Below are 25,332 nucleotides of genomic sequence, written 5' to 3'. Positions count from 1 at the left end.
TGTGTTGGTTTGCTCACCATTACACTTTCAAACGTTAGTGGCGCGGATTGCGGAATCTAAATGTCGAGTCGTGTCATTGCTAGCTGAACCGGAACGCGCGTTGGTCTAACGATTGGAGACGGCGATCGACTTCGAGCCCCGGTTCCGCGGCCTTGATGCGGTCGAGCAGGTCGGCGAGATCATATCCTGTGGGGCCGGCAGGGCCGATCAACGTCCACAGTAGGTCAAGCGTCTCGTGCGGATATGCCTCGGGCGCAGTGCTGGCCTTGATGGCGTGGAGGCTCGGACGTCGATCGCGGACAGGCTTAAAATACCAGCGCAGGCGCCTCAGCGCGACCGGGAAACGGCCGCCCGCACCTACCGCGATCGCAATGAGATGCTGATTCTGGGCTTCCACGACATATTTGGACTCTTTGGGCCAAATGCGTTGGAAGAATGGCTCGGCCATTCCGTCCCAGCCGGCTTCGGGGCCGGCGTCATCGGCTTTCATCCAAGTGCCGAGAACCGACAGCGCGCCGGTCCTGACCATGTCGGGCGCGCGCCGCAGCATGCGCGCGGCTCGCGGGGCGTCGATCCCCCATTGATGGGTCTCGTCCGCGCGAAGCTGTGCGATCGCGGGTCGGACGAACTGCGCGGCAATTGACTCGCCAGCATGACCAGAAGGGGCGCTTTCTTCCACCGCGAGTTCGATGATATCGGGGATCAGCATGCTGATCTCGGGTGTCACGGAACCATAGGCTATCATGACTCGGCGCAGCACTTGCGCTTCGTCCGACGGACCTTCCATCCTCGGCGCAAGGTCGGTCTCGACCAGAGGCCTGATCGTCCTGAGCAGATAGGCAATGCTCTCGGCAAAAATGACGCGTGCGAAGGTGCCGGCGCCGCCCGGCGCAGAGGCGAGCGACCGCAATCTTTCCATCTGCCGTGGGAGAAGGTCCGAGCCCGCTTCGATCGAACTGCTCAGCTCGCGGAGCAGCGCCTGCGCGAGACGGCCCGACCCCCGGTTGATCGCCATGCTATGGACGTCGCCGCTGAAGTCCGCATCCTCCTCGGTGGCTTGAAGCGCATTCCAGATCCGGTCGCACCAATCCTCGAGATTGGCGATCCGGTCGCGCGGGCCGAAATATAGGACGTCAGCCAGTGCTTGCGCGAGCAGCGCGATCTGCGCCGGCTCGGCCGCCCAAAGCGTGCCCATGGCGTCGACGATGACGTCGGCCCGCTTCTCCGCTTCGGTCTTATCGCTGAAACTGAGGGCGGCGAGGAGGACATTCCAGAGTTTGAGGTTCGGTTCGCTGAAGTCTGCCGCGGCAAGCGTTTGATACGCGCCGCGCGGGTCTGATCGACAGTACGCGTGCCACCCCTGCTGACGCTCGATATCGTGGCTCTGGACAAGCTTGTGGACGACTTCGAGCCTGTCGTCGGGCGCGGCCTCGACAATCGGCTCTGTGTCGCCGACCACCATTCGAACGCCGCTGCTATAGCTGTGGAAATAATCCCGGTCCTCGATCTCGCGGTCGAGATACTCATAGCGCGCGCGGATCGCGTCGAGTTCGGTCTTGCCCTCCGGCGACAGCACTCCGGCAGTGTCGAGCGCCGTCAGGCGCAAGCGAACCTCGGTATCGCGCGCATGTTGGCGCCAGTCCGCTTGGCCTTCTTCCACGGTGTAGCGCTTATAATAGGCCTCGCCAGTCTCGATGATACGCGTCTCGACTGTGGCGCGAAAGGCCGGGCTGGCGTCCGCTGCGCGATGCTCAAGGAGAAGGGCGATCTCACGCCGGATCGACCAGAAATCTCCGTCATCGAGCGCGAGGATGGCGTCGAAGGCCTCGTCTCCGGTCGCGGTCCTCTTGTCGCGAAGCGCGTGCAGGGTGAGCCGCTTACCGAGACGCCCGGGCATCCGCCACCAGCGCGCGTGCATCGTTTTCGCATATTCCGGCGCATCGGCGGCCGTGCGGTCATAGGCATCGACCAGCGCCCGGATCAGGAAGGGCGTACTGTTGTGATGTTCATTCTGCTCATGATCTTCGATCGACGGCACGGCAAAGTCGCTGGTGTCATAGTCTTCTGCGATTTCTTCGAAATCGGCGGCTTCGGCCGTAGCCCGCGCAAGGGCGCCGGTAGCGATATCGAGAATCTCATCTGCCCGGTCGGGCAATACCTTGAGGAGATTGATGATCTCTTGCGCATGGTAGGCTTCGGGCACGCTGAAATCTGCCCAGATCACGTCGGCGAACCGCGTCGGTTCACCTGCCTCCTCTGCGTCGCCCGTTTCGAGCGGCCGCCGCGGCCGCAAGGTCGGACGGGGGATGAGCCAATCGATCGCGGCGCGAAGATCGGAAGCCAGAATGAGGCCCGACTTGATCCGTTCCTCTATTGCGAAGGCACCGTCATCGTCGCCCCGGGGTGCGCTATTGCCGGCAAGGATGAGGCGCCATGCTTTACGATAGAAGGGTGTGAGCTCGCCAGCCTGCCGCAGCCGGCCCTCGAGACTGGTATTGAAGGTGGGTCCGAGCTTGGACTGCCAGACGGCCGCCAAGGCCAGTCTTTCGGGCCGCGCGAAATCACGCGCGATCCAGGCGGGGATCGCCCAGCGAGCATCTTCTTCCCGCCAGAACTGATTATCTGCAAGTACGTCAAACCAGCGGGCGTCGACGATCGCGCCGATCGCGGTTGGAATGAGGTCGCCAGTTTCGGTGAAGAGCCAGCGCAGTTCGCGCAGGTCAGCATCGGTAGCGTCGATACTCGGTTCGCTCATAATGCGCCGGGCCCGCGCCTCGCGCGTCGCTTTCGGCCTCTCTGCGAGGTCGGCGAGTTCGCGCAGGTCGTTCCAGAGCGGTGAGTGGTTTCGAACGCCGGTTACCGGATCGAAGCAGCAATAAGCGATCGGGGTGACGGCGACGGTGCCCCATGGCAATTCTGCTTGTTCCGAATTTACTTCATAGGAATCGAAGGCGTAAATGCGTCGCAAGTCGGGAAAGCGGGAACGGTCAGCCTCGAGTACGTTGAGGAAGTAGCGAACCGGCGCGTCGTTCGCGCTGTAGCCGACAAGAACGATCGTCTTGCAGCGGGCAAGATCGAACAGGAAGCGTGAGGCCCAACCCGATCGCATATAGGCATCGCCATAGTCCGAGCTTGTGAGGACGAGTGGGGTTGCCCCGAGCGCTAATTCCGGATCGACGAGCCGCCCGTGGATATGGATGATTCCAGAAAAGTCTGCTCCGCCAGGCGGCGGGAGGGCCTGTCCGGCGAAGCTAATCGAGGCGGCGTCGAGTTGCGGATCGCTTTGGTGAAGCGCCCGCTCAAGGAGTGTGTCAAAGTTCGTCGTGACCACCAGCACTCGGTTACTGAGATCGCGCGAAAGACGCGCGATCGTGCCGACCTGCCCGAGGTCCGGCTCGGCAGGGACTGTCAGCAGGGCGGCGGCGGCATCGAGCATCTCGGAAGGGTTGGCGAGATCGCGCGAAAGAGAACCAAGGACCTCTTCGAACCGTTCTCGGTCATAGGCGAGCGCTTGCGACGGAGATTTCTCGACGCCCAGCCGTTCGTAAATCCTGTCCACAAGCGTCCTGAAATCGGGGAGCTGCGGGGCGCTGATGCCCGTGCCGCAAAGAAACACGACATCTCCTGCGAGCAAACTGTTGACGAGTTCGCCCGGAAATTCGGGACCCGTTTCGGAAAAGCGAAGTGACAATTTCTATCTCGGCGATGGAGGACGGGCAGACTGTCTACCACCTGAAAAAGGTCAAGGCGACATGAAGGGGAGCCGGGGTGGGAGACGGGTGTATCATTTTGTCGATGGCCCGGTTCAGCTGACCAAATTAGCGACCGCTTTCGGTTCTCATTGCCGCAGGATAAAGACCGACATGATGGTATCGATTCTTGCGTCTGATCTCGGGCGATAGCGATTGGGCGAAACTAGCGTTCGGGCCGACATTCTCGCTCGGCCGTTCGCCGTTGCCGCGGACACTGCGCTGCTCGGCAACCTGGTGCGTGACGCCTCCTCGGGCGACCGGACGCGGCGCGCCGAAGCGGTACGCGTCGAAAAGGCGATGGAGGCGGCAGGTGCTGTTTTCCTTCTGTCGTTACATCATCTCGAGGAACTGCTTTCGCACGGCAACGATGCTGTCGTCATCCGCCGGGTCGCATGGCTGCAGGCGCGGCCGGTTCTCGCCTCAATCGCCTGCCATGTCGGACCCGGACCGGGGTCGATTTGCGATCTTTTGGTCACGGAACTTTGCGCCATTGCCGATGATCCGTCCGCGCCGGCGGCCGAGGCTCGCGATCGTGTCGTCCGTGACGCGATCATATTCCGGAGCGGCGCAGACCTTCTGGCCGGATATGAGCAATTCTGGCCGATCCTGCGCGAGCAATTCACGGCGCGGGCGCAGCGGTCGAGCGCAATCGCCGCGGTGGTCCAAGGCACATTGCCGAACGTGGGAAAGCGTAAGCTCAAGGAGTTTTTGGGTGGCTCGCTTCGCCGATCAGGCGATATGTTGGGTGAGTTCGAGAAAATGAAGGCAGCACTGGGCAGCGACATCGCACTACGTCACGACGGCAATGTCGCCGACCCTGAAGCGCTCGCCGCGGAATTCATGCACCATGTCGTCGCCGAGGCCTCGCACCTCGACCCGGCGTCGCGAAATGTCGTGCGCGACGATCTTCTCCGCAGGGGCCTCGATCCATCCGACCTAGACCCCGAGCGACCGATGGCCGACATCATCGATTTGCTCGAATTTCGTTCGCGCGTCGAAACAATCGCGGAATATTTGCCGCCAGATCTTTCGGAATTTCGCCACTGCGCGACTTTGGATCGGCTTCCGAGCTGGCGCATCGAGCGAGGGCTGCGCCGCTTTCGCCAGTCGCGCCCCAAAAATCCTGGCAGCGATATCGGCGACCGGCACCTCGGCTGCCTCGGAGCCTACGCCGATCTCACCTTTGTCGACCGGCGAACGCACGAGGATTTCATGCGCGCGCGCCGCGGCGATCCCGACTTTGCCGGCCTGCTTCGTCGGGTCGAGAAAAGCCGCACATGGCCGTCCTTTCTCGGAGCAATCGCGCGGATGGGATCGCAAGCGTAATGTGCACCTCGGAGTATCGTGGTCAGATAGCCGATCGAACCTTGCTGCTGGCTTGAAGATTTCGTCATCGTGAGACCGGGCATTGGTTCAACGGCGGCTATCGCCTGTCTGCGCCCGAAACCTGCCGGTCTGCTACCGGCCAGCCATGGCATTCCTCTCGCCGGATTAGCGATCGAGGCCTTGGCGCGGCCATGCGGCTTGCCATGCACCTTAGGACAGGATGACGTTCTGCGGCCTGAGCCCCATCAGCCGCTAGTGGCATTTCCAAGCTCGTCGCAAATCAGCTCACCCATAAGCGCTGCTCGCGCGGCCGCTACTGCGGCAGTGTGGGGTAGCGATCTTCGGAGCGTAAGAAGAGGTACCGGCAATTGCAAACTGATGCCCGCGACAACGCGCCCGAAGCGCGACGCGGTCTTTCGCGGGACAGGACGCGTCTCGCTGTCGCGCGCCCAGGCGATCACCCGCCGATTGCAGGCAGTCGCGTTGGCGTGCTGCTCGTCAATCTCGGCACTCCCGATGCGCCGACGCATGGAGCGGTCCGCCGCTATCTCGGCGAGTTCCTTTCCGACCGACGGGTAGTAGAATTGCCCTCATTGCTATGGCAGCCGGTACTTCGCGGGATTATTCTCAACGTCCGCCCGCAGAAATCGGCCCGCGCCTATGCCGAGATCTGGACCGAAGACGGGTCTCCCCTCGCAGCGATCACACGCCGGCAGGCTGCCGCATTGCAAAGTGCGCTGGGTAACCCGGTCGTCGTTGCGCATGCGATGCGCTACGGAACGCCCGGAATAGCGCCGGCAATCGACGCGCTCCTCGCGGCGGGGTGCCGTCGCATTCTCTTGGCACCGCTCTATCCACAATATTGCTCTGCGACGACGGCGACCGTCGTCGACGCCGTCAATGCGCACCTTGCCAACTTGCGCTGGCAGCCGGCGGTCCGCGTGATGCCCCCCTATTTTGACGAGCCGGCCTATATTGCCGCACTGGCTGAATCGGTTGTGACGGGCCTCGGCGCGCTGGATTTCGAACCAGACGTACTGCTCGCTAGCTTCCATGGCATGCCCGAGCGAACCCTGCGACTGGGCGACCCCTATCATTGCCAGTGCCGCAAGACGGCCCGCTTGCTTGGCGATGCCCTCGAACGCCCGGTCGCCGTTGCTTTTCAGTCGCGGTTCGGACGCGCGAAATGGCTTCAGCCCGCGACCGACGCAATTCTCGAAACTCTGGGCCTGGAAGGAAAAAGCGTCGCGATCGTTGCGCCGGGGTTTGCCGCCGATTGCCTCGAGACGCTCGAGGAACTCGCGATCCGCGGCAAGGCGCAGCACGCCGCCGCGGGCGGCAAGGCATTCGCCTATATTCCATGTCTCGGTGACAGCGCGCAGGGCAGTGCAATGATCGCGGCGCAGGTTCGACGCGAACTCGGCGGATGGATTTGATGCCGACGATCGACAGTCGTCTGGAAACTGCGCGACACCACCGGTCGACGCTCTCGGTTAGGCAATCGTGTCGCCAGCCCTTTGATGCGGAACATTGTATGATTGGCTTACGTTTAGAGAGTCTTGCCGCCTACGGGAGCACGTTCCGATGAACGGGTCCGAGATCGCGGCAGGGCAGGGGTCAACAGTGCGTACACAGACCATTCTCCTCGTCGAGGACGAGTTCATCATCCGCCTTATGTTGGGTGATGCGCTGCGAGACGCCGGTTATCATGTTCTAGAAGCCGGCGACGGCGCGGAGGGACTGGCGGTGCTTCTGTCGGGACAGCCGATCGATCTCATGGTGACGGACGTTCGCATGCCCGGCGATATCGACGGCATCGAACTGTCGAGGAGGTCGAAGGCGAGCGACGCGAGCCGCCCCGTAATCGTCTGCTCGGGGCATTTGCTGCCAGAGGAAGCCGATCCGGCGGATGCCTTCGTTTCGAAGCCATATTTGGCTCAGCAGCTTATCGACATCATCGAACGGCTGATAGGGAAGCCATGTCCAGACCAATCGCAGACGCTCACTGCCTGATCGTCGCCGATGGCGACGTCCTCATCCGAAACGCCCTCGCCGAATATCTCCGCCATTGCGGATATAAGGTCATCGAGGCGGCGAGCTCGGACGAAGTAATGACGGCGCTCGACCTCGGCAGCGCAAAGGTCGACGCCATTCTTGCAGACGCGAGCCTACCTGGCCGCTTCAATGCGTTCGAGCTGCGTCTCCAGGTCAAGAAACGCCTGCCCACCGTCGAAATAGTTCTTGCGGGGAATGTCAATTCGGCGGCAAAGGCTGCGGGCGAATTGTGCGACGAGGGCCCGCATCTCAAACGACCATATGAGGCCGAAATGGTGGTCGCCCATATCAAGCGGTTGCTTGCCGCTTCGCGCCGCCAGGATCGTCCCGAAAACTAGAAGCAGCGGTTCGATAATTCGTGTGTCAGTCGGCGCCCGCCAGCATCAGCGAAGCGGTGGCCTTGGCGCTCGCAACTACGCCGGGGATGCCTGCACCCGGATGCGTGCCCGCGCCCACGAAATAGAGATTGTCGATCACATCGTCGCGATTGTGGGTCCGGAAATAGGCGCTTTGCGTGAGGGAGGGGAGGAGGCTGAAGGCGCTCCCATGATGCGCGGCGAGGTCGGTTTTGAAGTCGGGCGGGGCGTAGCTGAACTGCGTGACGATCCTCGACCCGAAGTCCGGGGCAAGCCGCTTTTCGATTTCGGCGATTATCCGCTTCGCGAGGCGTGGACCCTCAATGGCCCAGTCGAGCGGGGCATCGCCAAGATGCGGGACCGGTGCCAGGGCGTAGAAGCTGCTGTGCCCGGGAGGGGCCAGCGAAGCGTCGCTGGTGCTCGGGTGATGGAGGTAAAGCGCGAAATCCTCCGCGAGCACCCCCTTGTTGTAGATGTCGTCGAGCAGCCCCCGATAGCGCGGACCAAAGAGGATCATGTGATGGGGAATATCGGGGAACAGGCCTTGGACCCCCATGTGGAGTACGAACAGGCTCGGCGACCATTTCTTCCGCGCCAGTCGCTTTGCGCCGCGCCTTGCGCTCGGATGGTCGACGAGGTCGCGATAACTGTGGAGCACATCGGCATTGCACACTGCGGCATCGACTTGCATCCGAAAGCCCGCGCGCGTTTCGACCGCGCACACGCGGTCGCCCTCGGTGGCAATTTGCACCACCGGGTCGCCGAGTCGGAGTTTGCCGCCCAGGCGTTCGAACTGCCGGACCATTGCCGCGACGAGCCTGTTGGTTCCGCCGCGCGCGAACCAGACGCCGCCGTCCTGTTCGAGCTTGTGGATCAAGGCATAGATGGCGCTCGTGGCCATAGGGTTTCCGCCGACAAGCAGGGTGTGAAAGGACAGGGCCTCTCGCAGCCTCTCATTCTCGACGAAGCCCGAAACGGTTTTATACACCGACCGCCACGCGCGTTGCCGCGCGAGCGCCGGTGCCGCCTTGAGCATTGAGCGGAAGTCGAGAAAGGGCACCGCGCCCAGCTTGACATAGCCTTCCTCATGCACCGCAGCGGAATAGGCGAGGAAGCGCGCATAGCCGGCAACGTCGCGCGGGTTCAGCGCTGCAATTGCGGTCTCCATCGCGGCTTCATCATTGCCATAATCGAAATTGGTGCCGTCAGGCCAGTTCAGGCGATAGAAGGGTGTCACGGGAATGAGATCGACATCGGCTTCGATGACATGTCCGCTCAGTTCCCAAAGCTCGGCGAGGCACGCGGGATCGGTGATGACGGTCGGCCCGGCGTCGAAGGTGAAACCCTCCTTCTCCCATACATAGGCCCGGCCGCCCGGCCGGTCGCGCGCCTCGAGGATCGTGGTCGCCACCCCGGCGGATTGCAGGCGGATCGCCAGCGCGAGGCCGCCAATTCCCGCACCGACAACGACTGCATTCTTCACGAAAGCACCTCAAATGAAGCAGGGAAGGGACGTCTGCGCGCGCATAGTGGCGCCGCAGTAGCGCCGCCACCTGTCCTTTGGGGCGAGGGCACACGTCAATGATGCTAACCGGCGATCGCCCGTCCCAGTGCCGAGCCGCTCTGCCATGCATATTCGACGAAACCATGCGCAAGCCAGTCCCCGCAGGCTCCGAGACGGATGTCGCTGTTCCACTGCAACTCCGGGTCGCGGCCCGAGGGCTGGCTGAAGAGCCAGCGATGGGCGTCGGAATGCAGCGGTTCGGGCATTGCCGTCCCGCCCGCTTCGCCGAGTGCGCTGAGCAGGAGATCGCAGACGCGTGCCGGATCGCGCGTCAGATGCGTCTCCGACCACGTCCAATCAGCCTGCACCACCCATGTTTCGCCCGGCGCACGGCCCGGCTTGGCGCTGTTTCGGACCGCATAAGTAATCGGACCCACACCCCGGATGAAATCGGGCAGCGTGTCGATCGGCTTTGCGAAGAGATACATCGCGCTCCAGCTGGGATGAGAGCGGACCGACATCGCGGCGCGGGCCATGTCGAAATCATGGAGCGACAGCAGCGGCGCCGCCTGTTCGGCGGGTATGGCGACGACGGCCGCATCATAGGGCCCGTGTCTGACAGACTCGATATGGACCCACCAGCCTTCACCATTGCGCGTGAGCGCGGTGACGGCCGAAGACCACCAGACGTCGTGTGCGCTCGCCTGTGCTTTCAACGGGGCATTCATCGATGGCGTTCCGACCCAGGCGTGCGCGCCGGCCAACGGCCATGGCGCGACCAGGCCCTGCGCGTGCCATTGATCGACGATCGAGCGGAACTCGCGCGAGCGCGCGGTGAAATGCGTCGCGCCATGATCGAACGCAATGTCACCGCGCGGGGTGAACGTCCGCCGCGTGGACATCCGCCCCCCGGCGCCGCGCGCTTTGTCGAAGAGCACGACCTTGTGTCCCGCGGCGCGCAGCCGGTCGGCACAAGCGAGCCCGGCGATCCCGGCGCCGACGATCGCGACGCGCATCAGTAACCCATGAGCGCGAGCAGTTCGCGGCGGCTGCCCGGATCGTCGAGAAAACAGCCCAGCAATCGGCTCGTCACCATGCCCACGCCCGGGGTTCGCACGCCGCGTCCGGTCATGCAGCCGTGCTGCGCCTCGATAACCACAGCAACGCCGTGCGGCTGCAGATTGTCCCAGATGCAAGTCGCTACCTCGGCGGTCAGCCGTTCCTGGATCTGCAATCGCCGCGCATAGGCTTCGAGGACGCGCGCGAGCTTGGAAATTCCGACGACGCGATCTTTCGGTAGATAGGCGATCGATGCCTTGCCCGTGATCGGCGCAAGATGGTGCTCGCAGTGCGAGTGAAAGGGGATATCTTTTAGCAGGACGATCTCGTCATATCCGCCTACCTCCGAGAATGTCCGGGCGAGATGGGCAGCAGGTTCGTCGCGATATCCGCCGCAATATTCGCGCCACGCGCGCGCCACCCGCTCCGGGGTGCCTGCGAGACCCTCTCGTTCGGGGTCATCGCCGGCCCAGCGGAGAATCGCCTTCACCGCCTCGATGACATGGCCCGGCACCTGCTCGTCCGGATATTCGCCGGGTGCGAAACTGTCGTGGGGAACAAAATTCATTGCTCGGAACCTCTTGGGGAGTGCTCGCAAATGGCGCTCCTGCAGGATGGGGGTTGCATGAGCGCGGGCAGATGGCGCAACATGTCCATTGGGGCATGTGGCCCCGGCTTGGTGCAAGGTTCGTTTCCCGCATGTCTCTCAAGGCGATGATCGCGACGAGCCCCATCGCGGCGGTGATCAGCGATCCCCGGCTCCCCGATAATCCGATCGTCGAGTGCAACGATGCTTTCCTCGCCCTGACGGGCTACGGCGCCGATGAAATTATCGGCCACAATTGCCGTTTCCTGACGGGGCCCGACACCGAGCCCGAACTCAGCGAGATGCTTCGCGCGTCGATCCGCGAGCGGCGCCCCGTGCTCGTCGAAATTCTCAACTACAAGAAGGGCGGCTCCCCATTCCGCAATGCGGTGCTGGTTGCGCCCATCTTCGGGAGCGACGGGGCACTCGAATATTTTCTTGGCTCGCAAATGGAAGTCGGCGACGATGCGGCTCTCTTGTCCGAGCGAAGAGCCCTTGCGCTTCAAGCCGTAGAGCGGCTTTCTCCGCGGCAGCGTGAAGTCCTGCTGCTGATGGCGCGGGGCAGTCTCAACAAGCAGATCAGCTTCGAGCTCGGGCTGTCCGAGCGGACCGTCAAGATGCACCGTGCAGCTCTTTTGCGCTCGCTCGGAGTGGAGACGACTGCGGATGCCATCCGGCTCGCCGTGGAGGCCGGTTTCTAGCGCTTCGGTTCCAGCCCGGGACGCACGCTGCACCTTAGGCCATCTATCGCCACCTGTAGCATCGTGGCAGCGCAACTAAGGCGCGCTGCAAAGCAGCGACAGGGCAGGATAGCTAGGGGCGTACGGCGTGACGGACAGGCGAGCTTGCGTGCTAGGGGCGAGCGGCGGCATCGGCGCGGCGCTTGTCGAGGCGCTGGCGACGTCGGGTGACTTCGCGAAAATCTATGCCGGGTCGCGGAGTGGGTTCGAGCCGAGCCGGCTAAAGGTCGAGAGTCTCAATTTCAACTTGGCCGATGAGTCAACTCTGGCAGCAGCAGCGGACCGCATCGGCGCCGAAGGTCCGCTGGATCTGATCCTGGTCGCGACCGGCCTGCTGCACCGCGGTACGCATATCCGGCCAGAGAAGAGCTATCGAGAGCTCGACGCTGAAGTCATGGCGGAAATATTCTCAGTGAACACGATCGGCCCAGCGATTGCCGCCAAATATTTCCTGCCGCTGCTGCATCCCCGACGAAGATCGGTGATCGCGTTCTTGTCGGCGCGGGTGGGGTCGATCGGCGATAACCGCCTCGGTGGATGGCACAGCTATCGCGCGTCCAAGGCGGCGCTCAATGCCCTAGTGCGCTGCTTTTCGATCGAGACGCGCGTGCGGAACCGAGACGCCATCGCGGTCGCGCTTCATCCCGGGACGGTCGATACCAGTCTCTCGATGCCCTTCCAGCGCAACGTCCCCGCCGGTCAACTCTTTTCGGCCGAACAGGGCGCCGCGCATCTTCTCGACCTCATCGACGGCCTGACCCCGGCTCACAGCGGGGGCTTCTTCGCTTGGAACGGCGACCCTATCATTTACTGATACTGAGGAAGGCGATCGGCAAAGCTCGCCCGAGATAAAGGCTCGCCGGGATAATCCCGGCGAGCCAATCATTTTCGTCACGAAGGCAGGAGCACGCCGTCGACCACATGGATGACGCCGTTCGATTGCAGAACGTCGGCGGGCCCGATCTTGGCCACGCCGCCCTTGGCATCGGTCACATAAAAAGCGCCGTCCTTCTGCCAAACGGTAAGTTTTGCGCCTTGCACGGTGGTAAATACCGCCTTGCCGCCGTTTGCCTTCGCCTGCGCCGCGATGTCCGCAGCGGTCAACCGGCCGGGGACGACGTGATATGTCAGCACGGCAGTGAGCGTGCCCTTGTTTTCCGGCTTGAGCAGAGTCTCAACCGTTCCCGCCGGCAATTTCGCGAATGCCGCATTGGTGGGGGCGAAAACCGTGAAGGGGCCAGACGACGCGAGCGTGTCGACCAGCCCGGCCGCCTTCACAGCAGCGACGAGGGTCGTATGATCGGCGGAGGCAGCGGCATTCTCGACGATATTCTTGGTTTCATACATGGCCGCGCCCCCGACCATCGGGTTCTTGGCGAGAGCGGCGCTGCCGCTTGCAATCATGGCAGCGGCCGCGAGCGGAAGGGTGATAAGCGAAAGCTTCATCGAACAGTCCTTTCAATTGCCTCATGATCTGTGGGGGAAATAGGTTCACGAGGATGGGGAGGACATGCGGTTGATCGGGAAGACTGCCAATATGACCCTTCGGGCAGAATCGTGTGATATTTTCCCCCCCTTGTCCGAGCCCCTAGAGGTCGGCTCCAAGATGCTTGGCGACAGAAAAGATGTCCTTGTCCCCGCGTCCACAAAGGTTAGCAAGAATGATGCTGTCCTTCGACATCGCAGGCGCCACCTTACCGACGGCGGCAATCGCGTGACTCGGCTCCAGCGCGGGAATAATGCCCTCAGTGCGGCAAAGCAGCTGAAAAGCGGCGAGCGCTTCGGCGTCGGTCGCTGAGGTATATTCTACCCGGCCGGTTTCCTTCAGCCATGCATGTTCAGGCCCGATGCCGGGATAGTCGAGACCGGCGCTGATCGAGTGACCTTCTACAATCTGACCATCGTCATTCTGCAACAGATAGGTCTTGTTGCCATGGAGGATGCCGGGACGGCCGCCGGCCAGCGACGCAGCATGGTCCTTGTCCAGCCCGTGGCCGGCCGCTTCAACACCCAGCATCTTCACCGACGCATCGTCCAGGAAGGGGTGGAAGAGACCGATCGCGTTCGATCCGCCGCCGACGGCTGCGACCAACAGGTCGGGCAGCCTGCCGGTGCGCGCCAGCATTTGTTCGCGCGCTTCCTCTCCGATAACGCTCTGAAAATCCCGGACCATTTCCGGATAGGGATGGGGGCCGGCAGCGGTTCCGATGATGTAGAAGGTATCGTGCACATTGGCGACCCAGTCACGCAGGGCCTCGTTCATGGCGTCTTTCAACGTTGCGGCGCCGGCGGTCACGGGGACCACCTCGGCGCCCAGCAGCTTCATGCGGAATACATTGGGGGCCTGGCGCGCCACGTCCGCGGCGCCCATGAAAACGACGCAGGGCAGGCCGAAGCGCGCGCAGACCGTCGCCGTGGCGACGCCATGCTGGCCCGCGCCGGTTTCCGCGATGATGCGGGTCTTGCCCATCCGCATCGCCAGCAAGATCTGGCCTACGCAATTGTTGATCTTGTGGGCACCCGTGTGGTTGAGTTCGTCGCGTTTGAACCAGACCTGCGCGCCGCCCAATTCTTCGGTCAGACGAGGGGCGAAATAAAGCGGGCTTGGCCGGCCCACATAATGTTCCAGGAGGTCGTCGAAGTCGGACCGGAAGTTAGGGTCGGTCTTCGCCGCGTAATATTCGCGTTCCAGATCGAGGATCAATGGCATCAATGTTTCCGGGACAAAGCGGCCGCCGAACTGACCGAAACGCCCGTTCACATCCGGCTGGTTTCGCAGGCTGTTCGAGAATGGAGGTGCCATGCCAACAAGGCTGCTCTTCGGGGGCGTAGCGCGCGTCATGTCTCGAGGGCTCCAACTGCATTCGTCATGGGCCCAGTTGATGAGGTGCAACCCGCTTATCGACAACCTGTCCATAGGTGCGCCGAGTTCCGACCTTGCCGATCCAGGTATACCAACCACCGGAAATCTCTGCCTCATGTCGCAGTTGGTCGATAGGATGGAGGTCCGCTTTGCATCACCGCTGCTCCGAAAGCAGACCGTCTCTAATCGGCCAAGTTCGGAAATGGATATCGGATTGGCAAGCCCTGGTGCGCTAAACGGAGGATACGTTCGGCTGGCTTCGGCGCGCGCGATACGCTCGCGTCTTTTGACGGTTGCCGCAGCCGGTCGAAGAACACCAGCGGCGCGAACCCGGTTTTGATCGATCAAGAAACACCCATCCGCAATCTGGATCGGCGCACGCTTTCAGCCGGTCGAGTTGTCCCGTGATCGCAAGCAAATGGAACTGGACCAGCACCATGCCAAGGGTATCGGCGCCCGCCTGCGGAATGAGGTTTACTCGGCCTTCTGCATCAGTCTCGACCCTCAGTCCGTAGATCGATGCCGCAGTGTCGAGTGCCGGCGCGGCCGCCCTCCGCTCGGGTGGTGGAAGTTTCAGATAGGATCGCAGCGCGTTCCTGAGCGCAACGGCGTCGTGCCAAGCTCCGGCATCCACGTGTTCGCTCAGATCGTGCTGCTTGAACCAAGCGCCGAGACGAGCCGGCGTCTCGATTGCATCGCCACCGGTAAGGCGCATGTGGTCGACAACATAGCGCCGCTCGTCGAGCGTGTTGGCGAAATCATAGAGCAGCGCGGCGCCGGGCGGCACTTCATATCGGTCGGACAGCCTCATGACACCAGTATAGGAGTTTTTGTGGTTGACTCCAAGAGACACTATTAAATATGTTTAAATGGTGTCAAAGATTGTCTCACCCATTTCGACCCCAAGCCGTCCGTTCCACTTTCTGGAACTGCACGAGCTTGCCCATTCCATTCGCAGACGCGACATTTCGGCGACAGAGGCAACATCCTGCCTGCTAACTCGAATCGACGCACTGGACAGTCAGCTGCACAGCTTCGCCGCGGTGATGGCCGCAAGCGCTCTTGACCAGGCAGCGCATGCGGATGCGAGGCTCGCAGCCGGTGAAGGGGCGGGGCCGCTCCTCGGCGTCCCTGTGGCGGTCAAGGATTTATGCTGGACTGCTGGCCAGGCGACCGCTGCAGGCATGCCCCTTCATCGCGACTTTGTGCCGACCATCGACGCGACCATCGTGTCTCGCTTGCGCGCCGCCGGGGCGGTCATCATCGGCAAGACACAGCTCACCGAAGGCGCCTATTCGGATCACCATCCCGACATCGCCGCCCCGCGCAATCCTTGGGGAGGCGACTATTGGCCGGGCATTTCCTCAAGCGGCTCCGGGGTCGCGCTCGCAGCGGGCCTCTGCTACGGCGCGATCGGCACCGACACGGGCGGATCGATCCGCTGGCCGTCCGCGGCAAATGGTGTGACGGGGCTCAAGCCGACGTGGGGTCGGGTTAGCCGCCACGGCATATTTGCGTTGGCGCCATCGCTTGATCATGTTGGTGTGATGGCGCGCAGCGCCCGCGATGCAAGCTATCTGTTCCAGGCGATCGCGGGTTCCGACCCTCTCGATCCCACGGCCGTTCAGGCACCGGTCGCCGATTATGTCGGCGCGATCGATGCGGGCCTCGCTGGACTGCGTGTCGGCATCGATCCGGACTGGGTCGAGGCCAGAATTGATCCGGAAGTCGCGGCGGTCGTAGCAGACGTCGCCAGAGAGTTGGCAGCTTTGGGTGCGACCCTGATCGATGTGCGGCTGCCCGACCCTGAACCGGCCGTTGCGGCCTGGTTTCCGATCTGCGCTGTCGAAGCCGCGGTGGCGCATGAGGCGACTTACCCCAAGCGGGGCGCAGTCTATGGTCCGGTTCTTGCCTGGGTTCTCGACGCGGGCCGCGCGCTCTCCGCAATGGCCTATCAGCATGCACTCCTCGAACGTGCGACGTTCCGTGGGCGGTGGGCGGCCGCCACGCAGGGTGTCGACATGGTGCTGACCCCTGCGCAGCCAATGGTGCCGCTTACGCTCGAAACGATCAGCACCCTGGGGACGCAGCCCGAGCTGGTGGCGGCGCTTCAGCGCTTCACCTGTCCGTTCAATTTGACGGGCAGCCCCAGTCTGACCTTTCCCGGCGGCGCGGCATCTTCCGGCCTGCCCATCGGCGTCCAACTCGTCGGTCAAGATCTGGACGAAGCAAGCTTGTTTCGCGCTGTCGGCGCCTATCAGTTGGTGACGGCATGGCACCGTCGCCATCCCCAGCTATGACGGTCCCCGTTTTATCCCAGCCCTTTGCTGAGAGCTCGCGTGGTTGGATCGTGGTCTCTGCGGCATTCGCTATCACTTTCGTCGGCTTTGGAAGCGCATATAGTTTCAGCGCTTTTATGGCGCCGTTGGCGGCGGAGTTCGGCGGGTCGCGCGCGAGCATCTCTCTTGTGTTCAGTTTTGCCGGATTTCTCTACTTCGGACTGGGTGCGATCAGCGGACCGCTTGCCGACCATTTGGGTGCGCGCCGGTTCGCGATCGCGGGAATGGCGTTGCTCGCCGCCGGGTTGATGCTGGCAGGATGCGCACGAAGCCTCGGCGAGGTTTATCTCGCATACGGGCTGGGCGTCGGCGGGGGCATAGGCCTTGCCTATGTACCCGTTCTGGCGGCCGTACAGCGATGGTTCGTGGCTCGCCGGGCGCTTGCTTCGGGAATTGCGGTAAGCGGCATCGGGGTCGGTACATTGGTGGTCGCGCCGCTGGCGGCCTTGTCGGTCGAGCAGTTCGGTTGGCGCCCGACATTCTGGATACTCGGGGTAGGGGCGGCCATCGTCGGCGTCGGTATGGCGCTCCTCGTGAGGGATGCGCCCCGGGATGCCACGGCAAACGCGCATGATCGCGACGCAAGCTTGCGAACTATGGTTCTTACGCCGACATTCCTTCGCCTCTATCTTGCTTGCCTCGCCTGCGGCCTTGGAACCTTTATCCCGTTCGTTCACCTCGTTCCCTATGCGCAGGACCATGGCATGACGGCAAGCGGCGCAGCAGCGCTCATCGCACTGATCGGCGCAGGAAGCACCGCCGGCCGCTTCCTGCTCGGCGGGGTCGCCGATCGGATCGGTCGCGACCGCTTTCTCGTTGCGACCTATATCGCGATGGCGCTCTCAATGGGGCTATGGGTGTCGGCTTCGAGCAGCATCGGGCTCATCATCTTTGCGGTCTTCTATGGAATTTTCTACGGCGGGTGGGTCGCGGTGCTGCCGTCGGTCGTCGCCGATCGTTTCGGTACCGCGAAACTGAGCGGGGTTATCGGTCTGCTCTACACCAGCGTGGCGATCGGAACCCTCGTCGGCCCGGTCGCGGCCGGGCTGCTGTTTGATGCAACGCAAAGCTATCACCTCGCCATCGTCGCCTGCCTTGGCGCCAATTTGATGGCCGCGGCGATCGCCGCCTTCGACAATTTTCGATCGTCGCCCGGACCGGATTTGCCGAACATGTCCACGACCGTGGACAGCTAGGCTCGCCGCCCGCATAGGTCCGGAGGTCTAGACAGCGTCTGCTTTCCTCGTTTCACGACTGAAAGCCGACAATCAACAAACGGCCATCTGGCGAAGTCCCCTTCCGCAAGAACTCGAAACAAGGAAGCACTGCCAGTGGCTGGTGTCCCGCTCACATCGAGCAATCTCGCGACAATAATCGACTTCAGCGTCGATATCGCACGGCGGCAATGAACGCCACCAAAGCAGCCGATTGCTGGCGACGGCTCGGATAGTAGAGATGATAGCCGGGGAAGGGCGGGCACCAATCTTCGAGCACTGGCGCAAGTTCACCTGCGTCGATGTGGGCCTGCAGATAGTCGCGAGGCAGGTAACATAAGCCGAGCCCATCGACCGCAGCCTGGCGGACGATGGCGATGTCATTCACAACCAGCTGTCCCTCGACGCGCACGTTCACGGCGCGACCGTCCTTCTCCAAATCCCAGACCGAAACTCCCCCCTTCGCCTGGTGCCGGAGGTTGATGCAGTTGTGATTGGCGAGGTCGTCGGGCGATTGCGGCGATCCGTGAGTGACCAAATATCCCGGTGATCCGGCGATCGCCATTTGCATGTCGGGACCGATGCGTACCGCAACCATATCTTGAGCGAGCGTCTCGCCCAGGCGGACGCCGGCGTCGAAGCGCTCGGCAACGATGTCCACAAAACCATTGTCTACTGTCAAATCGACAGTGAGGTCCGGATAGAGCGGCAGCAACTTCGCCAGGGCGGGCAACAGGATGCTCTCGGCCGGCTGGTCACCTGTCGTGATGCGCAATGTCCCTGCCGGTTTATCGCGGAGCTCGGTGATTTCTGCGAGTTCGTCAGCGATTTCATCGAAGCGCGGGCCGACGCGCTCCAGCAGTCTCTCACCCGGCTCGGTCGTCGAGACGCTTCGGCTGGTGCGCGTCAACAAGCGCACACCGAGCCGCTCTTCCAGCTTGCGGATCGTATGGCTGAGGGCAGACGGCGAGACACCCAGCTTGGCCGCTGCGCGGGTGAAGCTGCGCTCGCGCGCCACCGCCAGAAAGGCGACAAGATCCGCCATGGTTTCGCGTTGCATCGTTGAATCCTGCTCACAGCCGCATGCAGATCATAGCGGGTAATCTGCATGATGTAGATGGCCTAAATGGGCGGCATGGAAACGACCCACTCTCAAATCCACCCAAGTGAACCAGGGGTTCAGCCTTCCGTAGCTGGCGGTTGGAAGGCGGTGTTCGCACTGACCCTGTGCGTGTCGACGCTGATCGCGTCGGAGTTCATGCCTGTAAGTCTGCTCACGCCGATCGCCTCCGACCTTAGTGTGCGCCAAGGCCAAGCAGGACAGGCCATCGCGATTTCCGGCATCTTTGCCGTGATCACGAGTCTGTTCATTGCCTCGGCCACCAAGGACGTCGATCGACGTACTCTTCTCCTGGCTCTCACGGCCTTGATGATTGCCTCTGGCGCAATCGTCGCGTTCGCACCCAATTATGCGATTTTCATGGTCGGCCGCGCGCTGCTCGGGGTGGTGATCGGTGGCTTCTGGTCGATGTCGACCGCCACCGTCATGCGACTGGTATCGGAGGATGCCGTCCCACGCGCGCTTGCTCTGCTTAACGGCGGCAATGCGCTGGCGACGACAATCGCTGCACCATTGGGGAGCTATCTCGGACAATATATCGGCTGGCGCGGCGCCTTCTTCTGCGTTGTGCCCCTCGCGGCGGTGACGCTCGCCTGGCAGTTCATGACCCTTCCGAGCATGCCGAGCCGCGAGCGGGCGAGTGGCGTCGCGGCCTTCAAGGTGCTTCGTCGCCCGCAGGTGCCGCTCGGCATGCTCGCGGTCGCACTCTTTTTCATGGGACAGTTCGCGCTCTTCACCTACCTGCGGCCGTTCCTGGAGACGGTCACCGCGGTCGACGTGACCACCTTGTCGCTGATGCTGCTTGGGCTCGGTGTTGCGGGCCTCGCCGGAACTTACGCCATCGGTATCGCGCTCAAGCACTCGCTGCACGGACTGCTGATTTCGATGCCACTCGCGATGGCCGCGATCGCCGGCGGGCTTGTCGCCGCTGGCGCATCTGCCCTTGGCGTCGCCATCCTCCTTATGATGTGGGGCTTGATCGGCACGGCTGCACCCGTCGCCTGGTGGACCTGGGTGAGCCGAGCGTTGCCGGACGAAGCCGAGGCCGGCGGCGGGCTCATGGTCGCAGTGGTCCAGTTGGCGATCACTCTTGGCGCCGCATTCGGCGGAATGTTGTTCGACGCTTGGGGTTACCAGGCCACCTTCCTCGCAAGCGCAGCGCTGCTCATTTCATCCTCGCTCATCGCGGTCCTCGCCGCGCGGTCCTCGCTGGCCGCTATCGATCATGCTGCTCAATCCGACGCTGCCACGGCGGCTTCCTGAAACCGGAGAAAACTCATGCAACTGTCCTTGATCACCCGCTCGCCGCTGGCTCGCCGGAACGTCATGCGAGGCGGCCTGCTGGCGGCCGCGACGCTTTCGTTCGCGATTACCCAGCCGGTGGTGGCGCAATCTGATCCGAACAAACCTGAAGGAGCAACCATGCAACTGACCCAGACCTGGGACAAAGTTTTCCCCAAGAGCGACAAGGTCGATCACCAGAAGGTTACCTTTACCAACCGCTACGGCATCACCCTCGTCGGCGACCTCTATCTGCCGAAGAACCGCGGTGAGCGTCGCTTGCCGGCGATCGCGGTCGGCGGCCCCTTCGGCGCGGTGAAGGAGCAGTCCTCTGGCCTCTATGCCCAGACAATGGCTGAGCGCGGCTTCGTCACTTTGGCCTTCGATCCATCTTACACCGGCGAAAGCAGCGGCTCGCCCCGCAACGTAGCCTCGCCCGACATCAACACCGAGGACTTCAGTGCGGCGATCGACTATCTGGGAACCCACGCTTCGGTAGATCGCGGGCGGCTCGGTATGCTCGGCATCTGCGGATGGGGTGGGATGGCGCTCAACGCCTCCGCAGTCGACAAGCGGGTCAAGGCGGTGGCGGTCAGTACGATGTACGATATGACGCGGGTCATGTCGAAGGGCTACAACGACAGCGTAACGCTCGAGCAACGTACAGATAACCTCGAGCAACTCAGCCGCCAACGGTGGGAGGATGCGGACAAGGGTACTCCTGGTTATGGCCCGCCGATGAATGAGCTGAAGGGCGGCGAGGCGCAGTTTCTCGTCGACTATCATGACTATTACAAGACGCCGCGCGGCTTCCATAAAAGGTCGGTCAACTCGAACGGTTCGTGGACGATCACTACCCCGCTGTCGTTCATGAACATGCCGATCCTGAGCTACATCAAGGAAATCTCGCCGCGGCCGGTGCTGTTTGTGCACGGCGAAAATGCCCACTCGCGCTACTTCAGCGAGACGGCGTACGCCGCGGCCGCCGAACCCAAGGAATTGGTGATTGTCCCGGGAGCGAACCACACAGACTTGTACGACCGTGTCGATGTGATTCCCTTCGACAAGTTCACGACCTTTTTCCGGCAGCATCTCGGCGGGGGCCAGGGATGAGCGTTCTGACGGCAGTCGCCTGCATACTTCCCTTGCTGGCTTGTGCGCTGGAGCCCGAGCGAGCCACGCCCGCACCAAGCGAGGCGGCAGATGCGCGTGGGGCTGCCACTGACGGCGCTGCGATGGAAGTCAGTCGAAGCGCAGCGCGAGCACCCGCCCGAGGCCCAGACGCATGGTTCACTGGTGTCGTTACAATCACGCCGCTGTTCAATCCAAAAGCCCAGTCAAAGGTTAGTGCGGCGCTGGTACGCTTCGAGCCGGGCGCCCGCACCGCTTGGCACAAGCACCCTTTGGGGCAGCGTCTCGTGGTTCTCGAAGGGAGTGGGTGGACCCAGGTCGAAGGCGGTCCGATCGAGGCCATCCGTGCCGGGGATGTCATATGGTGTCCGCCCGACGTGCGCCATTGGCATGGCGCGACCCCGACCAGTTCGATGGCCCACATCGCCATACAGGAAGCCGAGAACGGCTCACCCGTCGAGTGGATGGAGCATGTACCCGACGATCACTATGGGAACGGGCCGGCATAATGCGCCGAGCGGCGATTCTGATAGGTGCGATGGCGCTGAGCGCTTGCAGCTCTCCTGCCGCGTCCAACGCTTCGGGTGTCGAACCTGTGGGTGAGGACTACAGGGCGACCGCCGTCCCTAGCGGATCGGGGCAAACTCAAATCGACAAAGGGATTAGCATGCGCCCGATAGAGATACTGATTACATCCGATCGCGCTCAGGTGAGCGCCAAGCTAGCTGACAACATGGCGGCGCGTGCGCTCGCAGAGATGCTGCCCCTGAATATTCAAATGCGCGATCATCTTCGTCAGGAGAAAACCGGCGTTCTCCCTTCGGCGCTGCCCGGCGGCGACCGGCAAGCCGAATTTTCGGCAGGCACGCTGGGGCTATGGGGCGACCGGGATTTTGTGATCTACTATCGGGCGGGGCATGTTCCCGCGCCGGGTATCGTCATCCTTGGGCACGTCCAGGGCGACCTCTCTCTGTTCGACAATTCTGACGGCGTCACGATTTCCCTCCGGCGCGCCGACTGACGAGGGTGCGGCTCCTCACGGGGAATGTCCGCTTCTTTCAATCTGAACCTAAAAGCCGACCGACCGCAACCGGCCAACTTTGCGTTCCGATCAACTCCTGAGGCGCGAGACAATCAGGTCGGGGTCAGCATAGGCGAGTAGCCGTCCATGGTCTGGCAGTATTTCAAACTCGCCTCGGGGTAGTAGTTCACGCCAGTAGGCCAAGGCGTTGGCGGGATCGGAAAGTGTATCGTGCCCGCCGATGAGAATCGACCAGCCGGAGCCGTCGACGGGATATTCGAATGTCTTGCCGCGGGCAAAATAAAGCTGTTCGCGTACATAGCCCTCGAGCCGCCCGGTGGCGAACATTCGGACGGCGCGGTAATAATCGTCAACGACATCATCATCGGCCAGCAGAGCCTCGTCCGGCGGGCTGCCGCGCATCGATTTCAGCAGCACCTTCCCGAGATAGTCGCGCGTCATCGCCCGCGCGATAAGCCGGGCGGCGGGAAGGATCAGCCCGGGGCGGCGCTGATAGGCTTCCTTGAAAGAACCGAGCACGCCCCACCGGCGCTCGTCGCGCGATGATATGGGGTCGGGATTGACGAGGACGACCTTTCCGCAGCGGTCTGGATAAAGTCCCGCGAACGCGACCGCGGCCTGTGCGCCGCCGCGCCCGATGACGTCGATCCGGTCTATCCGCAGCTTGTCGAGCACGAGCGCCATGTCGTGCGCGGCGTCGGCAAAAATGTCCTGCCCGACTGTTCCGGCTGCCGGTTCGCTCGGATCGGTCAAACCGAAGCCGGGGCGATCAATGGTAATCACCCGATAGTCTTCGCTCACCAACCGTGCGACCAGCTGCCGGGGCGGGTGCCGCGTCGTCATGCTGCTGTGGAGGATGACAACCGGCCGGCCTTTGGGACGGCCATATTCGGAGACCGCAATTCGCCGCCCGCCCGCGGCATGGACGAAGCGGAGCGGTTCGGAACTGCCGTCGATCCAGCCTATTCGCCCATGGCTTGCGGACGTCAGCGCCTGCATGACGGTTGCGACGCTGATCAAGCGGACCATCTCGGCCGCGCCCGACACGCCCAGGATCTGGAAGAGGATGTCGGCCTGCTTTTTCACCGTGGCTTCGGAAATTTCCATGGCGCGGGCGGTTTCGGCGCGGGTAAGCCCCTGCGCCAGCAACATCGCGATCTGCGCCTGTCGCGGCTTCAGTCCCCAGCGATCGACGAGTATCGCCGGCGCCTCTTCGCCTGTCTGAAAAATGCCGAAGGCGAGGAGCGAAAGGCTGTGCAGCAAACCGGGCAACCGCCGGGCGCCGACCTTGACGAGCGCGGATGACGTGGCCTCGCGCGCGGTCGCATAACTTACGCGCGCAGCAAGCGCGCCGTCGCGGATACTGCCTGCTTTCAGCGTCGCTTCGGTCACGCGCGTCTCGAGGCCCGTCATCGCGAACGCCTTGCAGGCGCGCCGCAACGGCCGTTCGGGCGTCGCCGGCGTGGCGATGACAAGAATTCGGTCTTCGGATTTGTCCGTAAGTGCGTTCGCGATGACATCGGGAAGATCCCACGTCATTGCCTCCCGGCCGGGTACATAGATGAGCGACGGCAGCCCTATCGGTCTGCTTCCGAACGGTTCGACCCGAACCTCCGCCTGCACTTGGGCGACTTCCGCTGCGTCCCAGTCGATGTGGCGAGCGATGTCCGGAAAGTCGAAGCCGGTCGACGCGATAAGTTGCCGGGTGCCCAGTGCGGCGACGGCCAGATGTAGTGCTTCGCTGTCGACCAGCGAGGTTGCCGTAAACGCATGCGCAGCGTCGAGCCCGTGAAAATAGGCTTCGAGCGCGTCGGGCTCCGCTCGGGCCCGATCGAGCAGCCGCTCGGGCTCGCTCAGCCAATCGAGCGCATAATCGGCATCCGCGGGTCTCGTCCCCTCATTCGAATCGCTGCGTGGCATCGGTCTTTCGATAGCGAGCGGGCCGATACCCTACAAATGGGGATATGCGTAGCCAGCCGCCCACGGCAATTAGCCCCGAAAATAACGGCTTGAAGAGGGGTATGGGAAAAGTCGGGACGATAGGCGCAGGCGTATTGGTTTCGCTGACGGGCGCAGTCACCGCCGGAGGGGGCGCGGCGACTGCGGGCGAGGGAACAGCGATCTTCTACTGGTATAACGGCCTGCCTGCCGGACCCGACATGATCGTGCGGCAGTCGCGCATCTATCGTGCGCGTCTGACGCCCGACGGGATTCCCGATGCCGGAGGCGCGCGTGATGCATTCCAACGCGACCTGGAACGCAGCGGCGTCACCGGCATCGGGATCCTCAACTGCCTTGGCCCCTTCGACACTTACCGCGAAGCGGTCGCCGACCGCCTGCGCAAGGCTGAAATCGGACGGATCACGGGCTGGACGGTGATTTCCGCCAATGGAGGAGTTGAACGATGAATATGGGCAAGCGCTGTTTATTCCTGATGGCTGTCCTTGCAGCAGTGAATCCGGCGGCCGCCATGGCGCAGACCGGCTTCTCGAAATGGTATTTCCAAGACGAGAGCGACAGGGTCGAGGTCTACTACGCCGTCAAGGTGGACCGCGACGAAATCAGGGTGGCGTGGAAATGCGTCAACACAGGGTCCGAGGCGCGCGCCTGCTCGATCGGTGCCGGCGGCGAAAAGACCTATCTCTGCCGCCGCGATGGCGTCGGCGTGGGGGTGACATCGTCGCTGGGCGAGCGAGCGGCGGTCGGCGCTGGACGTGAATATGTGTTCCCGTCCGACTTTGCATGCCGCGGCAAAGCCGCAAACGAGGTGCAGCCTTCGGTGCGGATCTCGATCGAGCGCTGACGGGCGGGCGCTGCAAATCAATCGATCGATTGTCGGGGGACACCAATATTATGGGAATACGCATTCCTTCAGCAGCGATGGTGCTGGTCGGCGCTCTTGTGGCAGCAATGCCGCCCGGCGCGGCGCCTGCGGCCGCGCAATCCGCTGTCGTGGCAAGTGAC

At 62.8% G+C, this 25,332-nt stretch carries 23 protein-coding genes; 14 read left to right on the top strand and 9 right to left on the bottom strand.

The window, feature by feature from the left end; all coding sequences use genetic code 11:
- Nucleotides 1-79 precede the first annotated feature (79 nt).
- Nucleotides 80-3,691: an SIR2 family protein gene (locus tag ASD73_RS09220; RefSeq protein ID WP_056371690.1), complete on the bottom strand. Its 3,612-nt coding sequence runs from the start codon at nucleotides 3,689-3,691 to the stop codon at nucleotides 80-82.
- A 214-nt stretch (nucleotides 3,692-3,905) separates the two neighbouring features.
- Between ASD73_RS09220 and ASD73_RS09215 the strand changes: the two genes are divergently transcribed.
- From ASD73_RS09215 to ASD73_RS09200, 4 genes are all read left to right on the top strand, one after another.
- Entirely contained in the window at nucleotides 3,906-5,078 is a 1,173-nt protein-coding gene (locus ASD73_RS09215) for a hypothetical protein (protein ID WP_056371688.1), read from the top strand.
- 488 nt (nucleotides 5,079-5,566) lie between these two features.
- On the top strand, nucleotides 5,567-6,514 hold the full coding sequence (gene hemH / locus ASD73_RS09210; protein WP_235534272.1) for a ferrochelatase: 948 nt from the start codon (nucleotides 5,567-5,569) through the stop codon (nucleotides 6,512-6,514).
- A 148-nt stretch (nucleotides 6,515-6,662) separates the two neighbouring features.
- Nucleotides 6,663-7,091 (top strand): response regulator, encoded by a 429-nt coding sequence (locus ASD73_RS09205; protein ID WP_056371686.1) that lies wholly within the window; start codon nucleotides 6,663-6,665, stop codon nucleotides 7,089-7,091.
- Nucleotides 7,058-7,471, top strand: coding sequence for a response regulator (locus ASD73_RS09200; RefSeq protein WP_056371684.1), 414 nt, complete (start codon nucleotides 7,058-7,060; stop codon nucleotides 7,469-7,471). Before ASD73_RS09205 ends, ASD73_RS09200 begins: the two co-directional genes overlap by 34 nt.
- 25 nt (nucleotides 7,472-7,496) lie before the next feature.
- Here ASD73_RS09200 and ASD73_RS09195 read toward each other — a convergent pair whose 3' ends face one another.
- The 3 genes from ASD73_RS09195 to folE all read right to left on the bottom strand — a co-directional run bounded on the left by ASD73_RS09195 (nucleotide 7,497) and on the right by folE (nucleotide 10,620).
- Complete coding sequence (locus ASD73_RS09195; RefSeq protein WP_056371682.1) at nucleotides 7,497-8,972, bottom strand: phytoene desaturase; 1,476 nt, start codon at nucleotides 8,970-8,972, stop codon at nucleotides 7,497-7,499.
- Between the two features lie 104 nt (nucleotides 8,973-9,076).
- Nucleotides 9,077-10,009, bottom strand: a complete 933-nt coding sequence (locus ASD73_RS09190) for an NAD(P)/FAD-dependent oxidoreductase (protein ID WP_056371679.1) — start codon at nucleotides 10,007-10,009, stop codon at nucleotides 9,077-9,079.
- Nucleotides 10,009-10,620 (bottom strand): GTP cyclohydrolase I FolE, encoded by a 612-nt coding sequence (gene folE / locus ASD73_RS09185; RefSeq protein WP_056371677.1) that lies wholly within the window; start codon nucleotides 10,618-10,620, stop codon nucleotides 10,009-10,011. The genes ASD73_RS09190 and folE overlap by 1 nt, the downstream gene beginning before the upstream one ends.
- A 131-nt stretch (nucleotides 10,621-10,751) precedes the next feature.
- Here folE and ASD73_RS09180 point away from each other — a divergent pair, with 131 nt between their 5' ends.
- Both ASD73_RS09180 and ASD73_RS09175 read left to right on the top strand, forming a co-directional pair.
- Nucleotides 10,752-11,339, top strand: coding sequence for a helix-turn-helix domain-containing protein (locus ASD73_RS09180; RefSeq protein ID WP_056371674.1), 588 nt, complete (start codon nucleotides 10,752-10,754; stop codon nucleotides 11,337-11,339).
- Nucleotides 11,340-11,487: 148 nt separating this feature from the next.
- Nucleotides 11,488-12,192: an SDR family NAD(P)-dependent oxidoreductase gene (locus ASD73_RS09175; protein ID WP_082521454.1), complete on the top strand. Its 705-nt coding sequence runs from the start codon at nucleotides 11,488-11,490 to the stop codon at nucleotides 12,190-12,192.
- Nucleotides 12,193-12,269: 77 nt separating this feature from the next.
- On the opposite strand, the gene ASD73_RS09170 is transcribed toward ASD73_RS09175, so the two are convergent.
- From ASD73_RS09170 to ASD73_RS09160, 3 genes are all read right to left on the bottom strand, one after another.
- Nucleotides 12,270-12,824: a fasciclin domain-containing protein gene (locus ASD73_RS09170; protein WP_200934920.1), complete on the bottom strand. Its 555-nt coding sequence runs from the start codon at nucleotides 12,822-12,824 to the stop codon at nucleotides 12,270-12,272.
- 142 nt (nucleotides 12,825-12,966) lie between these two features.
- Entirely contained in the window at nucleotides 12,967-14,181 is a 1,215-nt protein-coding gene (gene trpB, locus ASD73_RS09165; RefSeq protein ID WP_056371670.1) for a tryptophan synthase subunit beta, read from the bottom strand.
- A gap of 292 nt (nucleotides 14,182-14,473) precedes the next feature.
- Complete coding sequence (locus ASD73_RS09160) at nucleotides 14,474-15,052, bottom strand: CGNR zinc finger domain-containing protein (RefSeq protein ID WP_056376001.1); 579 nt, start codon at nucleotides 15,050-15,052, stop codon at nucleotides 14,474-14,476.
- A gap of 58 nt (nucleotides 15,053-15,110) precedes the next feature.
- Here ASD73_RS09160 and ASD73_RS09155 point away from each other — a divergent pair, with 58 nt between their 5' ends.
- Nucleotides 15,111-16,541 carry an amidase gene (locus tag ASD73_RS09155; protein WP_056371665.1) on the top strand — a complete coding sequence of 477 codons (1,431 nt, stop codon included), beginning with the start codon at nucleotides 15,111-15,113 and terminating at the stop codon, nucleotides 16,539-16,541.
- A complete protein-coding gene (locus ASD73_RS09150; protein ID WP_327196919.1) occupies nucleotides 16,514-17,776 on the top strand; it encodes an MFS transporter in 1,263 nt (420 codons plus the stop codon). Before ASD73_RS09155 ends, ASD73_RS09150 begins: the two co-directional genes overlap by 28 nt.
- Nucleotides 17,777-17,960: 184 nt before the next feature.
- Here ASD73_RS09150 and ASD73_RS09145 read toward each other — a convergent pair whose 3' ends face one another.
- On the bottom strand, nucleotides 17,961-18,854 hold the full coding sequence (locus ASD73_RS09145) for a LysR family transcriptional regulator (RefSeq protein WP_056371662.1): 894 nt from the start codon (nucleotides 18,852-18,854) through the stop codon (nucleotides 17,961-17,963).
- Nucleotides 18,855-19,025: 171 nt separating this feature from the next.
- On the opposite strand from ASD73_RS09145, the gene ASD73_RS09140 reads away from it, so the two are divergent.
- The 4 genes from ASD73_RS09140 (at nucleotide 19,026) to ASD73_RS09125 (ending at nucleotide 22,347) form a co-directional block, all read left to right on the top strand.
- Nucleotides 19,026-20,177 (top strand): MFS transporter, encoded by a 1,152-nt coding sequence (locus ASD73_RS09140; protein ID WP_235534269.1) that lies wholly within the window; start codon nucleotides 19,026-19,028, stop codon nucleotides 20,175-20,177.
- A 15-nt stretch (nucleotides 20,178-20,192) separates the two neighbouring features.
- Nucleotides 20,193-21,308 (top strand): alpha/beta hydrolase, encoded by a 1,116-nt coding sequence (locus ASD73_RS09135; RefSeq protein ID WP_056375999.1) that lies wholly within the window; start codon nucleotides 20,193-20,195, stop codon nucleotides 21,306-21,308.
- A complete protein-coding gene (locus tag ASD73_RS22260; protein WP_327196918.1) occupies nucleotides 21,305-21,835 on the top strand; it encodes a (R)-mandelonitrile lyase in 531 nt (176 codons plus the stop codon). The genes ASD73_RS09135 and ASD73_RS22260 overlap by 4 nt, the downstream gene beginning before the upstream one ends.
- 158 nt (nucleotides 21,836-21,993) lie before the next feature.
- Nucleotides 21,994-22,347 carry a cyclophilin-like fold protein gene (locus ASD73_RS09125; RefSeq protein WP_056373418.1) on the top strand — a complete coding sequence of 118 codons (354 nt, stop codon included), beginning with the start codon at nucleotides 21,994-21,996 and terminating at the stop codon, nucleotides 22,345-22,347.
- A 90-nt stretch (nucleotides 22,348-22,437) separates the two neighbouring features.
- Here ASD73_RS09125 and ASD73_RS09120 read toward each other — a convergent pair whose 3' ends face one another.
- Nucleotides 22,438-24,288: an alpha/beta fold hydrolase gene (locus ASD73_RS09120; RefSeq protein ID WP_056371658.1), complete on the bottom strand. Its 1,851-nt coding sequence runs from the start codon at nucleotides 24,286-24,288 to the stop codon at nucleotides 22,438-22,440.
- Nucleotides 24,289-24,422: 134 nt separating this feature from the next.
- Between ASD73_RS09120 and ASD73_RS09115 the strand changes: the two genes are divergently transcribed.
- Both ASD73_RS09115 and ASD73_RS09110 read left to right on the top strand, forming a co-directional pair.
- Nucleotides 24,423-24,776, top strand: coding sequence for a hypothetical protein (locus ASD73_RS09115; protein ID WP_156377341.1), 354 nt, complete (start codon nucleotides 24,423-24,425; stop codon nucleotides 24,774-24,776).
- On the top strand, nucleotides 24,773-25,171 hold the full coding sequence (locus ASD73_RS09110; protein WP_056375994.1) for a hypothetical protein: 399 nt from the start codon (nucleotides 24,773-24,775) through the stop codon (nucleotides 25,169-25,171). The genes ASD73_RS09115 and ASD73_RS09110 overlap by 4 nt, the downstream gene beginning before the upstream one ends.
- The last annotated feature ends 161 nt before the right edge of the window (nucleotides 25,172-25,332 follow it).

The sequence above is a fragment of the Sphingopyxis sp. Root154 genome (assembly GCF_001427105.1).
In the GTDB taxonomy this organism is placed as follows: domain Bacteria; phylum Pseudomonadota; class Alphaproteobacteria; order Sphingomonadales; family Sphingomonadaceae; genus Sphingopyxis.
This window is presented reverse-complemented; position numbering and strand designations above follow the sequence as displayed.

Bases quoted from the DNA above. Each gene is read 5' to 3' on its own strand.
- ASD73_RS09205 (WP_056371686.1), top strand. From the start codon at position 6,663: ATGAACGGGTCCGAGATCGCGGCAGGGCAGGGGTCAACAGTGCGTACA.
- ASD73_RS09200 (WP_056371684.1), top strand. From the start codon at position 7,058: ATGTCCAGACCAATCGCAGACGCTCACTGCCTGATCGTCGCCGATGGC.
- ASD73_RS09190 (WP_056371679.1), bottom strand. From the start codon at position 10,009: ATGCGCGTCGCGATCGTCGGCGCCGGGATCGCCGGGCTCGCTTGTGCC.
- folE (WP_056371677.1), bottom strand. From the start codon at position 10,620: ATGAATTTTGTTCCCCACGACAGTTTCGCACCCGGCGAATATCCGGAC.
- ASD73_RS09180 (WP_056371674.1), top strand. From the start codon at position 10,752: ATGTCTCTCAAGGCGATGATCGCGACGAGCCCCATCGCGGCGGTGATC.
- ASD73_RS09170 (WP_200934920.1), bottom strand. From the start codon at position 12,824: ATGAAGCTTTCGCTTATCACCCTTCCGCTCGCGGCCGCTGCCATGATT.
- trpB (WP_056371670.1), bottom strand. From the start codon at position 14,181: ATGGCACCTCCATTCTCGAACAGCCTGCGAAACCAGCCGGATGTGAAC.
- ASD73_RS09160 (WP_056376001.1), bottom strand. From the start codon at position 15,052: ATGAGGCTGTCCGACCGATATGAAGTGCCGCCCGGCGCCGCGCTGCTC.
- ASD73_RS09155 (WP_056371665.1), top strand. From the start codon at position 15,111: ATGGTGTCAAAGATTGTCTCACCCATTTCGACCCCAAGCCGTCCGTTC.
- ASD73_RS09150 (WP_327196919.1), top strand. From the start codon at position 16,514: ATGGCACCGTCGCCATCCCCAGCTATGACGGTCCCCGTTTTATCCCAG.
- ASD73_RS09145 (WP_056371662.1), bottom strand. From the start codon at position 18,854: ATGCAACGCGAAACCATGGCGGATCTTGTCGCCTTTCTGGCGGTGGCG.
- ASD73_RS09135 (WP_056375999.1), top strand. From the start codon at position 20,193: ATGCAACTGTCCTTGATCACCCGCTCGCCGCTGGCTCGCCGGAACGTC.
- ASD73_RS22260 (WP_327196918.1), top strand. From the start codon at position 21,305: ATGAGCGTTCTGACGGCAGTCGCCTGCATACTTCCCTTGCTGGCTTGT.
- ASD73_RS09125 (WP_056373418.1), top strand. From the start codon at position 21,994: ATGCGCCCGATAGAGATACTGATTACATCCGATCGCGCTCAGGTGAGC.
- ASD73_RS09120 (WP_056371658.1), bottom strand. From the start codon at position 24,288: ATGCCACGCAGCGATTCGAATGAGGGGACGAGACCCGCGGATGCCGAT.
- ASD73_RS09110 (WP_056375994.1), top strand. From the start codon at position 24,773: ATGAATATGGGCAAGCGCTGTTTATTCCTGATGGCTGTCCTTGCAGCA.